Source organism: Paenirhodobacter ferrireducens (genome assembly GCF_004022265.1).
Taxonomy (GTDB): domain Bacteria; phylum Pseudomonadota; class Alphaproteobacteria; order Rhodobacterales; family Rhodobacteraceae; genus Rhodobacter; species Rhodobacter ferrireducens.
This window is the reverse complement of record NZ_SAVB01000016.1, coordinates 1-12720: the sequence shown is the minus strand read 5'-3', so window position 1 is coordinate 12720 and position 12720 is coordinate 1. Positions and strand designations below refer to the sequence as shown.

General features: G+C 67.5%; 9 protein-coding genes, 1 tRNA gene, 1 other RNA gene and 2 pseudogenes. 8 read left to right on the top strand and 5 right to left on the bottom strand.

Annotated elements, in window-relative coordinates; all coding sequences use genetic code 11:
- Nucleotides 1–23: 23 nt before the first annotated feature.
- The 4 genes and pseudogenes from EOW65_RS12150 to EOW65_RS12135 form a co-directional block, all read right to left on the bottom strand.
- Nucleotides 24–449 (bottom strand): nuclear transport factor 2 family protein, encoded by a 426-nt coding sequence (locus EOW65_RS12150; RefSeq protein WP_164880086.1) that lies wholly within the window; start codon nt 447–449, stop codon nt 24–26.
- 76 nt (nt 450–525) lie between these two features.
- Nucleotides 526–879: a transfer-messenger RNA gene (gene ssrA, locus EOW65_RS12145) on the bottom strand.
- Nucleotides 880–905: 26 nt separating this feature from the next.
- A pseudogene (locus tag EOW65_RS12140) lies at nt 906–1277 on the bottom strand (DUF4260 family protein).
- 94 nt (nt 1278–1371) lie between these two features.
- Nucleotides 1372–2421, bottom strand: a complete 1050-nt coding sequence (locus EOW65_RS12135; RefSeq protein WP_128149784.1) for an ABC transporter substrate-binding protein — start codon at nt 2419–2421, stop codon at nt 1372–1374.
- Between the two features lie 230 nt (nt 2422–2651).
- On the opposite strand from EOW65_RS12135, the gene EOW65_RS12130 reads away from it, so the two are divergent.
- From EOW65_RS12130 to EOW65_RS12110, 5 genes are all read left to right on the top strand, one after another.
- The gene (locus tag EOW65_RS12130; RefSeq protein WP_128149782.1) at nt 2652–4055 is read left to right on the top strand and encodes a cryptochrome/photolyase family protein; all 1404 of its coding nucleotides are present in this window, start codon (nt 2652–2654) and stop codon (nt 4053–4055) included.
- A 75-nt stretch (nt 4056–4130) separates the two neighbouring features.
- A complete protein-coding gene (locus EOW65_RS12125) occupies nt 4131–4607 on the top strand; it encodes a TrgA family protein (protein WP_128149780.1) in 477 nt (158 codons plus the stop codon).
- Nucleotides 4608–4651: 44 nt separating this feature from the next.
- Nucleotides 4652–5821 (top strand): NUDIX domain-containing protein, encoded by a 1170-nt coding sequence (locus EOW65_RS12120; protein WP_276319602.1) that lies wholly within the window; start codon nt 4652–4654, stop codon nt 5819–5821.
- 59 nt (nt 5822–5880) lie between these two features.
- A complete protein-coding gene (locus EOW65_RS12115) occupies nt 5881–6912 on the top strand; it encodes a cysteine synthase A (RefSeq protein WP_128149776.1) in 1032 nt (343 codons plus the stop codon).
- Complete coding sequence (locus EOW65_RS12110) at nt 6909–9443, top strand: DUF3772 domain-containing protein (RefSeq protein WP_164880085.1); 2535 nt, start codon at nt 6909–6911, stop codon at nt 9441–9443. Before EOW65_RS12115 ends, EOW65_RS12110 begins: the two co-directional genes overlap by 4 nt.
- Before the next feature lie 30 nt (nt 9444–9473).
- On the opposite strand, the gene EOW65_RS12105 is transcribed toward EOW65_RS12110, so the two are convergent.
- Nucleotides 9474–10568 carry an AI-2E family transporter gene (locus EOW65_RS12105; protein WP_394342746.1) on the bottom strand — a complete coding sequence of 365 codons (1095 nt, stop codon included), beginning with the start codon at nt 10566–10568 and terminating at the stop codon, nt 9474–9476.
- 184 nt (nt 10569–10752) lie between these two features.
- Between EOW65_RS12105 and EOW65_RS12100 the strand changes: the two genes are divergently transcribed.
- The 3 genes and pseudogenes from EOW65_RS12100 to EOW65_RS12090 all read left to right on the top strand — a co-directional run bounded on the left by EOW65_RS12100 (nt 10753) and on the right by EOW65_RS12090 (nt 12549).
- A tRNA-Ser gene (locus EOW65_RS12100) sits at nt 10753–10842 on the top strand.
- Nucleotides 10843–11022: 180 nt separating this feature from the next.
- On the top strand, nt 11023–11490 hold the full coding sequence (locus EOW65_RS12095; RefSeq protein ID WP_164880084.1) for a hypothetical protein: 468 nt from the start codon (nt 11023–11025) through the stop codon (nt 11488–11490).
- Between the two features lie 9 nt (nt 11491–11499).
- Nucleotides 11500–12549: pseudogene (locus EOW65_RS12090) on the top strand (IS5 family transposase).
- Nucleotides 12550–12720 lie beyond the last annotated feature (171 nt).

The following is a 12720-nucleotide window of genomic DNA, read 5'->3' as shown; positions in this document are numbered from 1 at the left end:
AGAGGGGGCGCGGGCGGTGCGAACTAGTCCAGGTGTTCGCCCGCAAGGCACAGCGCCAGCGTGTCGGGCGGCAGCATGCCGACACCCTCGAGAAAGGCGAGCACGTCGAAATGGTTGTGCGCCTCGGCGATCTTGTCGCCCTCGAAGCGCAGCGCGATCTGCGCGGTCAGTTCGAGCGGCGCATGCGTCTCGGCGGCGCGGCCGCGGATCAGCATCAGCGTCCACAGCCACTCGTCATTCTCGAAATGGCGCAGGTAGGTGACCGAGGGATCGGAGATCATCTCCTTGAGAGCGGGGATCAGCTCGGCGAAATCGGTCGGGCGCAGCTCGAGCCCGGGCATGACGCCGGAAGCGAGGAAATCTTCGGTATAGAACGAGCCGATCTCGGCATAGGCGCCGCCGATCCAGACCCGCTGGAACCAGTCATCGAGAATCTGCAGCTTGTCCATCTGTCGCATCGCCTCGTCTCGTGATGAAGAGACAATCGCAGATGGCGATTACGCAAGCGTTAAAAATAAGGGGGAAGGTGCAGGATTCTGTTGCCAGGCTCCTGCGGGCCCCGCCTTACGCGGCTAAGCGCAAGGACTTAAGTTTCGGTACTCGAACTGCTTACGCAGCCAGAGCCACCGGAGCACGGTTGTCGTTGGCAACTGTACAATTTGCACCGATGACGGTGGTAGCTCACCGAGACAAAGCAAACACCTTTAGACGTTCGTCGATCCTATTTCGGCCCCATGTGCCCCCAACGAGGGAGTTTTGGTGGAGCCGCCGGGTACCGCCCCCGGGTCCGATCCGCTTATTCTGTGCGCGTTTATGCCCATAGACCGGGTTGCCCCGGACAGGACCAATATAGGGGGGGGCGAGGGGCGGCACAAGGGGGCCGCGCGCATCGGGGAGCGCGCCGGTCAGCGCGGCTTGCCGGTCGGGCCGAGATGCGTCTGTCCGAAGCCTTCGGGCGATTTCAGCCGGTAGTCGAGCATCCGGTCAAGGCCGCAATGCGCCAGTCAGAGCGCGCCGAGCGCGGCGCAGAGGGGCAGGGCCGCGATCAGGCCAAGCGCCAGCAGCGCGGCACCACCTGCATAGAGATGGACGAGGTTGTAGCCCGCGGCGCCGGGCTTCGGCCCGGCAACATAGGCGGCGAAGCTGAGGTCGGGGGCGAAGAAGAGCAGCACCGCCGCCCACCAAGGGATGCCGGCGCCGGCCTGCAGGTAGAGCGCGATGGCGGCGATGAACAGCACCGCGCCTTCGGCGCGCTGCCAGGAGACGGCCGTTGCCATGGCGTTTCTCCTCAGCGGGTCTTTTGCTGGGGACAGGGGGGGCAAAGTCAAGGGGCGCCCGAAGGCGCCCCCGAACGGTCGGTGCGGGCGGGGCTCAGTAGCCCGCCTTGATCTTCTCGAACTCGGCCAGCTGCTTTTCGCGCAGCTTCGGATCGTTCGGCACCTGGGCGAGGATCGGCGCGTTGATCGGGCCGAGGCCGGCGTCGAGCTTCTGTTCTTCCGACAGCAGCGCCATGCCCTTGGTGTTCGAATGGCCATAGCCGATCTCGTCGATCAGCGGCTGCGCGGCTTCCGGGCGCAGCCAGGAGTTCATGAAGTCATAGGCCTTCTCTTCCGAGCCGGGCGCGTCCTTCATGTTGACATAGCCGCAGAACCAGGTCGACGAGCCTTCCTTCGCCTCGCGCTGGAAGGCGACCGGGTAGTTGTCGGCCTTGAGATAGGCGACGCCGTCGTTCCACGACCAGGCGACGAGCACTTCGCCCGAGGCCATGATCTGCGACATCTCCGAGGGGTCAGCCCAATAGCTCTGCACGTTCTCGTTGGCCTTGCGCAGCCAGTCGGCGGCGGCCTTGAACTGCTCGTCGGTGACCTTGGTCCAGTCGGTGACGCCGGTCGCCAGATAGGCAAGCGCCCAGACGTCGTCCGACGAGTTCGGCAGCGAGGTGCGGCCCTTGTATTTCGGGTTCACGAAGACCTGCAGCGTCGCGACATCCTCGGCCGGCACCTGCTCGGGGTTGTAGGCGATCGCGGTCACGCCCCAGTCGGTCGGCAGATACCACACGCCGCCCTCGTCCTTGAAGATCGGGCTGTCGAGGAATTTCGGGTCGATGTCGGCGAAGGCCGGGATCTTCGACACATCCCAGGGCTCGATCAGGCCGGCGTCGCGGTATTTCGACACCATCTGCGAGCAGGGGTGCACGACGTCCGCCTTGAAGCCCGAAGCGACCTTCTGATAGGCCTCGTCGTCATCGCCGTAGAAGGCATAGGTCGGGCTGTCGCCGTATTTTTCCTTGTAGGTCTCGAACAGGCCGGGCACCTCGAAGCCCGCCCAGTCGAAGACGAGCAGGTCCTTGTCGGCGGCAAGCGCAGGGGCTGCCAGGACGGAGGCCGCGACACCGGCCAGGAGCAGGGAAGATTTCTTCATCAGAGCACTGTGATCCTGTATTGAGTGGATGCTGCGGGAAGCTGCGAGGGGCTTCAAAAGCGACGCTAGACTGCGGAAAACGGCACGACAAGCAAATTGTCGTGCGGCCTGCGTGTTTCGCCCGTGAGCGCGGTGCGATGCCTGCCGAAGGGGCAGTTGCCGCAGGCCGGCTTTGGGAAAGCCAACCTTCGCAAGGACTTGGGTTGCGTGAATGGAACGGGGAGACGGGAATGGGTGAGAGTGGGGCGATCCTTCTGTGGCTGCGGCGGGACTTTCGTCTGGCCGATCACCCGGCGCTGGCCGCCGCCGCCGCAAGCGGTCGTCCGGTGATCCCGGTCTTCGTTCTCGACCCGGTGGCCGAGGTCTGGGGCGCGGCCCCGCGCTGGCGGCTTGGCGAGGCGCTGGCAGCCTTCGCCGCGGCACTTGACCGGATCGGCGCGCGGCTGGTGCTGCGCCGGGGGGCGGCGCTGGACACGCTTCTGGCGCTGATTGCCGAGACCGGGGCGACGGCGGTCTACTGGAGCCGCGATCTCAATCCGGCCGCGAAGGCGCGCGACACCGCGGTCAAGGCGGCGCTGAAGGCCGCGGGCGTCGAGGCGCGGTCCTTCCCGGGCCAGGTGCTGTTCGATCCCTGGACGGTCGAGACCGGGCAGGGCGGGCCCTATCGGGTCTACACTCCCTTCTGGAAGGCGGTGCGCGGGCGCGACCCGGGCGCGCCGCTGCCGCCCGTCACCGCGCTGCGCCCACCGGCAACCGCACCCGCGAGCGAGGCCCTTGCGGACTGGCGCCTCGGCGCGGCGATGAACCGCGGCGCGGCGGTCGTCGCGCGCCACGCGCAGGTGGGCGAGGCGACGGCGCTGGCGCGCCTTGACCGGTTCCTCGAAACCGGGATTGCCGGTTATGCCGAGCGGCGCGACCTGCCGGCCGAGCCCGGCACCTCGGGCCTGTCCGAGAATCTCGCCTGGGGCGAGATCAGCGCCCGCACCATCTGGCACGCGGGCCGGCGGGCGATGGACGCGGGCGCGGCGGGCGCCGAGACCTTCCTGAAAGAGCTCGTGTGGCGCGATTTCGCCTGGCACCTGATGGCCCATTTCCCCGAGCTGGGCAGCCGCAACTGGCGCCCGGAATGGGACGCCTTCCCCTGGCAGGGCGACAGCCCGGCGGCCGAGCGCTGGCGGCGCGGGCAGACCGGCGCGCCCCTCGTCGATGCCGCGATGCGCGAGCTCTTCATCACCGGCACGATGCACAACCGCGCCCGGATGATTGCCGCCTCCTACCTGACGAAGCATCTGCTGACCGACTGGCGCGTCGGGCTGGCCTGGTTTGCCGAGACGCTGATCGACTGGGATCCGGCCTCGAACGCGATGGGCTGGCAATGGGTGGCGGGCTCGGGGCCCGACGCCTCGCCCTTCTTCCGCATCTTCAACCCAGAGGGGCAGGCGGCGAAGTTCGACCCGGATGGGCGCTATCGTCAGCACTATCTGGCCGCGGGAGCGCCGGGAGCGCAGGCCTTCTTCGCGGCCGCGCCGCGGTCGTGGAACCTCGACCCCGCCGCGCCGCCGCCTGCGCCGCTCGTCGATCTGGCCGAGGGCCGTGCGCGGGCGCTGGCCGCCTATCAGGCGCTGAAGGGCTGAGGCGCTCCTCATTTGCGCCACATTCGGCTGCTAGGCAGTCTTGCTTGACGAAGTGTGAACGTGACGAGGGGACCGATGCAGAGAGTGATCGTGCGCAGCTCGCGCGGAGCCCTGCCGACGGCGGCAAAGCTGGTCGCCGGGATCGGGCTTGCGCTCACCGGCTTCTTCACCGCCTCGGCGATTCTGCCCTACCTGCCGGCCGGGACGCGCGACCAGGGAGCCGGGCTGATGTCGATGTCCTTCGGCTGGCTGATCGGCTGGCGGGTGATCGGCCGGGCGCCGCAGGCGACGATGGCCGGGGCGGCCCGCGTCGGGCTGCGCGCCGCGTTGTGGCTGGCGCTGACGGTGCTGCTCTATCTTGGTGCGCTGCAGATGATGGCGCGGATGCTGCGTGGCCGCTATCACGGGCTGAGCGAGGCCCTGACCGACGTCATCGCCCAGGGGCTCGGGCTCGGGGCCGCGGCGGTTCAGCTTGACGTGATCGCCATGCTCTTTCTGGGGGGCGTGCTTTCCGCTATCCTCTCGGCCTGGGCCGCCCGGCGCTGGCAGTGACACGCCGCCTTGCGGCCCGAACAGGGCAGGGGCAGGCGGGAACGGTGGCAGAACTTCATTTCTTTTTCGGGACTTTGTGCCATCTTCCGCTTTTGGAGCGGGTTCTCGGGCGACCGGTCGAGGCGCGCGCCGCCCATCTTCCCGGGCACGAGGCGCGCGTCGCGCTGGATGCCCGGGGCGAGGAGCTGTCCTTCCCGATGCTGGTGCCGGGGCGCGCCGGGGTGCCGGGTCTGGTGGCCGAGATTGCGCCCGCCGAGGTGCCGCAGCTCGACTTTTACGAGGCGGGTTATGCCGCCGGCCCGGTCGAGGTCGCGCTTGCGGAGGGCGGACGGGTGACGGCGCGCAGCTACCTCGAGGGCGCGGCGCACTGGCAGCCCGGTGCGCCCTGGGATCTCGACGTCTGGCGCGACCGCTGGGGGGAGACGGTGACCGAGGCTGTTGCCGAATACATGGCATTGCGGGGCGTGCTGCCGCTCGAGGCGGCGATCCGCCGCTATCCGCTGATCCTCGTGCGCGCCGCCTCGCGGCTCAGGGCGCGGGCGCCGCGCCCGGCGACGCTGCGCCGCGTGCCGCAACCTGGCGACATCGAGATCGAGGCGCTCGAGCGGCCCTATGCGAAATTCTTTGCGGTCGAGGATTATACCCTGCGCCACCGTACCTTCGGCGGCGCAATGAGTGCGCCGCTCGACCGTGCGGCCTTCGTCTCGGGCGATGCCACGGTGGTGCTGCCCTATGACCCGGTGCGCGACCGGGTGCTTCTGGTCGAGCAGTTCCGCACCGGCCCGCTGGCCCGCGGCGATGCGAACCCCTGGTGCCTCGAGCCGATCGCCGGTCGGGTCGACGCCGGCGAGACGCCCGAGACCGCGGCGCGGCGCGAGGCACAGGAAGAGGCGGGACTCACCCTCTCGCGGCTGATCGCGGCGCCGCGTTTCTATCCTTCGGTGGGGGCGAAGAGCGAATATCTTTTCACCTATCTCGGCCTCGCGGATCTGCCCGATGGCAGCGCCCGCATTGGCGGGATCGAGGCAGAGGGCGAGGACATCCGTTCGCATCTGATTTCCTTTGACGGGCTGATGTCCCTGATCGAGACCGGCGAGGCGGAAAACGCGCCGCTGATCGTGCTGACACTGTGGCTGGCGCGGCTGCGCCCGGGGCTGCGGGCCGAGGCCGGCGTCGCCTCCGGCATGGGCGCGGGGGCCTCCGACGGGGCTTGAGGCGGCCGCGGTTGCGGCCTAAGTCTGGGCTTCTGATTTCACTGCGCGAGGATATGGGCATGACCATCTGCAAGGATCTGGCCGCGGCCGTGGGCAACACGCCGCTGATCCGGCTTCGGAAAGCGTCGGAGATCACCGGCTGCGACATCCTCGCCAAGGCCGAGTTCATGAACCCGGGCCAGTCGGTCAAGGACCGCGCCGCGCTGTTCATCATTCAGGACGCGATCGCCAGGGGGCAGTTGCAGCCCGGCGGCACGATCGTCGAGGGCACGGCGGGCAACACCGGCATCGGGCTGGCGCTGGTCGGCGCCTCGATGGGCTTCCGCACGGTGATCGTGATCCCGGAAACCCAGAGCCAGGAAAAGAAGGACATGCTGCGCCTTGCGGGCGCCGAGCTTGTCCAGGTGCCGGCGGCGCCCTATTCGAACCCGAACAACTTCGTGCGCTATTCCGAGCGGCTGGCGAAGGAACTCGCGAAGACCGATCCGAACGGGGTGATCTGGGCGAACCAGTTCGACAATGTCGCGAACCGGCAGGCTCATATTGAGACCACGGGCCCCGAGATCTGGGAACAGACCCAGGGCCGGGTGCACGGCTATGTCGCCTCGGTCGGCTCGGGCGGCACCTTCGCCGGCACCGGCATGGCACTGCAGCCGAAAGGGGTGAAGATCGCCCTTGCCGACCCCGACGGGGCGTCGCTGCACAGTTTCTACACCACCGGCGTGCTGAAGGCCGAGGGATCGTCGATCACCGAAGGCATCGGTCAGGCGCGGATCACGAAGAACCTCGAGGGCTTCACCCCCGACATGAGCTTCAACATCCATGACGACGAGGCGCTGCCCGTGGTCTTCGACCTGCTCTCGGAAGAGGGGCTGTGCGTCGGCGGCTCGTCGGGGATCAACGTCGCGGGCGCGATCCACATGGCGCGCGAGATGGGGCCGGGGCACACCATCGTCACCATCCTGTGCGACTATGGCAACCGCTACCAGTCGAAGCTGTTCAACCCGGCCTTCCTGAAGGGCAAGGGGCTGCCGGTGCCGCAATGGCTCGACGGGCCCGGCCGCGCCGTGCCGGAGGTGTTCGAGGGATGATCCTGCGGGTCCTGCGCCTCTGGCTGGTGGTGATGCTGTTCGCGCTGCCGCTGGCCGCGCAGGAACCCGACGCCCCCGATTACAAGAGCTGGAACAAGACGGCGACCACCGCCGAGGAAACGGTGTCCGAGGCGAAGATCTCGGATACCAAGCTGTCCGAGCTGCGCGCCGAAATGGTGACGTGGCGCACCACCTTCACCGATGCGCAGGGGGTGAACGCCGACCAGATCGCCACGGTGAAAAGCCAGATTGCCGCACTTGGCGATCCGCCGGCCGAGGGCCAGACCGAGGACCCCGCGATCGCCAAGCGCCGCGCCGAGCTTGCCGATACGCTGGCCAAGCTGCAGGCGCCGGGCATCACCGCGGGCGAGGCGGCGACCCGCGCCGACAGCATCATCCGCAATATCGACAAGCTGGTGCGCGAGCGCCAGGCGGTCAAGCTCTTGCGGCTCTCGCCCTCGGCGCTGAACCCGGTGAACTGGTCCGACGGGCTGTCGCTCTTCCGCTGGATGGGCGCGTGGATCTACGACGAGACGGTGTGGCGCTTCACCCAGCCGAGCAATTACGACACGCTGCGCAACAGCGCGCCGCTGATCGCGGTGCTGGTGATCCTGTCGGGCATCCTGATGCTGCGCGGCAGCCGCTGGATGCTCGGCATGACCCGCTGGCTGCTCGGCAAGACCGCCATGCGCGGGCGCAACCTGATCTCGGGTTTCGTCTCGCTTGGCCAGGTGTTGCTGCCCTTCATCGGGGCGGTGCTGCTGGTCATCGCGTTGCAGCTCAGCTCACTCTTCGGGCCGATCCTGATGGAGCTGTTCCGCGAGCTGCCGGTGGTGCTGCTGCTCATCGTCGCCGCCTGGTGGCTGGGCAGCCGCGTCTTCCCGGGCCAGCCCGGGGCGGAAAGCGCGCTTGGCCTTGCCGAGGAGGGCCGCGCCGAGGGGCGGTTCCACGTCGTGATGATGGGAGTCGCGGTCGGGCTGGAATATCTGGTGATCAACTGGATCACGCCGCGGGCCGAGGATTTCCTCGGCGGCGCGGGGGTGATGGCCTCGGACAAGGCGCAGGCGGTGGCGGCGCGCGCCGATGCAGCGATCTCGGTGCTGCAGGCGCCGCTGCAGGTCTTTGCCGGGCTGATGCTGTTCCGCGTCGGCCAGCTCGTGCGCCGGCAGCTGAAGATCATGCAGGCGCAGGACGACGACACCGCGTTCCGGCTGAACCTGATGCGCTGGATCGCGAATGTGCTGATCCTGATCGGCCTCGCCGGGCCGGTGCTCGGTCTGATCGGCTATGTCAGTGCCGCCAATGCGCTGATCTGGCCGGCGATCACCTCGCTCGGGCTGATCGGCATCGTCGCCGTGCTGCAGGGCTTCGTGGCCGAGTTCTGGGTGGTCATCACCCGTTCGGAAGAGCGCCGGCGCGAGGCGCTGGTGCCGGTGCTGGCGGGCTTCGTGCTGACGATCGCCGCGCTGCCGCTCTTCGCGCTGATCTGGGGCGCGCGGCGCGAGGACCTGATGGAGCTGTGGACGCAGTTCCGCAACGGCTTCGACCTTGGCGGGGTGAAGATCTCGCCCACCATCTTCCTGACCCTCGTGGTGGTCTTCGCCATCGGCTACACGGTGACGCGGCTGTTGCAGGGGGCACTGAAAAGCTCGATCCTGCCGAAGACCTCTCTCGACCGCGGCGGTCAGAACGCGATCGTCTCGGGCATCGGCTATATCGGCATCTTCCTGTCGGCGGTGCTGGCGATCTCGGCCGCGGGGATCGACCTCAGCTCGCTTGCGATCGTCGCCGGTGCGCTCTCGGTCGGTGTCGGCTTCGGTCTGCAGACCATCGTGCAGAACTTCGTCTCGGGCATCATCCTGCTGATCGAGCGCCCGATTTCCGAGGGCGACTGGATCCAGGTCGGCTCGCAGCAGGGCATCGTCAAGGCGATCACCGTGCGCTCGACCCGAATCGAGACCTTCGACCGCTCCGAGGTGATCGTGCCGAACGCCGATCTGATCAGCGGTCAGGTGACGAACTGGACGCGGGCGAACAAGAACGGCCGGCTGATCGTGCCGGTGGGCGTGGCCTATGGCACCGACACCCGCAAGGTGGCGCGGATCCTGCAGGAGATCGCCGAAGCGCATCCGCTGGTGATGATGAACCCCGAGCCCTTCGTGCTGTTCACCGAATTCGGCGCCGACAGCCTGAATTTCGAGATCCGCGCGATCCTGTCGGACGTGAACTTCACCGTCCGCGTGCGCTCGGAAATCAACCACCAGATCAACGCCCGCTTCGTCGAGGAAGGGATCGAGATTCCCTTCGCACAGCGCGACATCTGGCTGCGCAACCCCGAGGCGCTGGCGCAGGCGGGGCAGGGGGGGACGGCTGCGGCGCCGGTGGCCGGTGCCGGGGCCGTGGTGCCGCATGGCGTGGTGCCTTCGGAACCCGCGCAGCCCGTCGCCCCGCCGCGCGACCCGCTCGATGCCGGGCGCGATGCCGTGACGCTGTCGGACAACGACGGCGCCGAGGAAGGCGACAGCCGCTGAGTCCGGGCGGGACAGCGCAGGGCGGCGGGATCACTCGCTGTCCGGCCGCCCCTCACGCGACAGGATCACTGCGAGCGGGCGCAGGGTCTGCGACTGCGCGCAGACGATCATCAGCGCGACCATGATCGGCACCGCAAGGAACATCCCCGGCAGACCCCACACCGCCCCCCAGAAGGCGAGCGAGATGATGATGCCGAAGCTCGACAGCCGCAGCGCGTGGCCCATCAGCATCGGGTCGATGATGTTGCCGATGACGAATTGCAGCGCGCCGCAGACGGCAAAGACGGTCAGCGCCGCGGCGGTGTCCTGGCTCAGGATATAGGCGGCAAGCCCGGCGATCACCGTGGCGATGATCGAGCCGATCGAGGGGATGAAGTTCAGTGCGAAGGTCAGCACCGCGACCGGCAGCGCGAGTTCATAGCCGCCGATGGTGAACACCCCCCAGACCGCCGCGCCGGTGACCGCCGAGACCGCGGCCTTGACCAGAAGATAGTGGTTCACCCGCCGCATGATCCGCGCCACCGTGCGCTCGACGTTGCGCGCGCTGTCCGGGGTGCCCATCAGGTTCTCGAGTTTCGCCGGAAACCAGATCCGCTCGGCGAAGAGGAAGCCCACGAACAGGATCACCAGCACCGCAGCCGAAAGCAGGTTCGAGGCCTGTCCGGCGAGCGTGCTGAGATAGCCTGCGATCTCGATCTTCTGAATCGATTCGAGCACCGCCTGCTCGACATCGGCGCCCATCCAGCCAAACAGGCTGGCGAGCGCGCGCTGCGCGGGGCCGGCATAGGCCACAGCCATCGTCACCACCTCGTTCGCCTGGGCGAGCAGCACCGCGGTGGCGGTGAGCAGCCCCGAGGCGATCAGGGCGAGGGCGACGATCGAGGCGAGCCAACTCGGCACCCGCAGCGGTCCGATCCGCACCCGCCCGATCGCCGCGATCGCCTCGGAGGTGAGCGAGAACAGGATGATCGCGATGGCGAGCGAGATCAGCACGAAGCGCGCCTGCACCAGCAAGAACAGCACGAGCGCAAAGGCGATGATGCCAAGCAGCATGTTCGACAGCCGCCAGGCGTCGCGCATCTTCTCGCTGCGGACGGTCTGGCCGGGCTCGACGGGCAGCTGCATGGGATTTCCTTCGCGCGGTGCGGATGAGAGACATCTCCAGCCTAGGCGCAGGCCTGGGGCGAGGCAAGCTCGGGCGGCCACACCGCCCCGTTCGCCGGTCCGGCCCGGCGTGCCCGGCGCGGCGGTTTCCGAAGATGACGGAGGCCCTTGCATCGCCCCCGGCTTTGCGGCTAGACACGGCCCCGGACGGGTGGCCGAGTGGTCGAAGGCGCACGCCTGGAAAGTGTGTAGGCGGGGAACCGTCTCGTGGGTTCGAATCCCATCCCGTCCGCCATCGCTCGCAGCGGTGCGCAATTATTTCTCATGTGAATACAACGCGTTATATTGGCGTGCCCCTGAGGGCACGTGCCCGGCGCCTTGTTTTGCTACACAACTTGCCCCACATTTTGCTCTGGCACGAGGTTTTCGGCGGGGGCAGCACATGGCAGTCATGTTGCGCGGGGCGACGTAGAATTTGCGCAAGCGTGTGCCGGTCCGCTACGGCGAAGTCGAGCCGCGCAGGGAGATCTGGCTGAGCCTTCACACGGATTCGAGAGCCGAGGCCGAGGTCAAGGCCCCCGCGATCTGGCGGGCGCAGATCGAGGCTTGGGAGGCACGCCTGGCCGGGGCATCGGAGGGTGCAGAGAGGCGATTTCAGGCCGCGCAGGATCTGGCCGCAAAACGCGGGTTCTCATGGCTGCCGCTCAAGGATGTGACGCGTCTGCCGCGCGAGGAGCTTCTCGAGCGGATCGAGGCCATCCCTGCCCATGGGGAGGTCCCGAACCGCCAGGAGGCCGCCGCGATCCTCGGGGCAGTGTCGGCGCCGGAGATCACCGTGTCACGCGCGCTTGACCTCTACTGGGGCTTCACCCGCGACCGGGTCACCGAGGGCTTGTTGCACATATCAGTGAGAGGGATTCATCTTGAGAATCCTGAGGGTTAGATCGTTGGCATGCCAGAGCCTGCCGACACCCGCTACCGCACGACGAACTGGTCCGGCTATAACGCCTCCCTGAAGCGGCGAGGATCGTTGTCCGTCTGGTTCGATCCGGAAATGTCTTGGCAGGCCGAGCGAGCCGTCAAGCGCGGCCACCCCGAGACCTTCTCCGACAGCGCCATTCAGACCTGCCTGACGTTGAAAGTGTTGTTCGGCCTGCCGCTTCGTCAGAGTGAGCCAGTGAGGCGCCATTGGTCCGAGCCCACTGGCGAACGGTCTGGTGGCGAGCTTGATCGAGATGGCCGGGCTCGACTGGCCCGTGCCGGACTATTCGACGCTGTGCCGGCGTCAGGCTCGGATCCAGGTGCTGATCCCGTATCGGCGCTCCGGTGCGCGGCTGAATCTGTTGATCGACAGCACAGGCATCCGTTTCCGCGGCGATGGTGAATGGCTGGCGCGCAAGCATGGCGCGACGCGCAGACGCGAGTGGCGCAAAGTGCATCTGGCGATGGATACCACCACGGGCGACATTCGCGCGGTCGAGTTCACCTCGAGCAGGCAGGGCGATAGCCCATTCGTCGGGGAAACGATCCCCCGGATCGTTTCCTGCCCCTCCTCATTGCCGGAGCGACTGGCGCAGATCCCGGCAGTCGAAGAGATCGAAACGGTCACTGCCGACGGAGCCTATGACACGCGCCGCTGCCATGCCGCGATCCTTGAACACGGTGCGGACCCGATCATCCCGATCCGCCGCAATGGACGCGCCTGGAAGCCGGACTGCCCCGCCGCAATCTCACGAAACGAGATCCTCCGGGCGACGCGGTGTCTGGGGCGATCGATCTGGAAGAAATGGACCGGCTACCACGCCCGAAGTCGCGTCGAGGCCCGGATGAACCGCCTCAAGCTCTTCGGCGAACGGATCATGGCACGAGACCCTGACCGGCAGACCGCCGAAATCCAGATCCGCATCATTCGCCATTGTCGCTCGGACCAATGGCGCGACATGGCTCATTCATGAACCGCTGCTCGGCCCTTGGACGGGCCGAGATCGAAGCCGTGACATGAGACAGACGGGATAAGGCCCAGATCGGCCCGTCGTCCGATTAGCGCAACATGTATAACCGCCCCTTACGCAAGAGGGCATTTGAAGCAGTTGTGCGCGGTGTCGGGTGCTGACATGTATCCGGCCTCATATTGCGGCTTTCTCCATGCCGCGGGCCCGTATGGTGTTCGCAG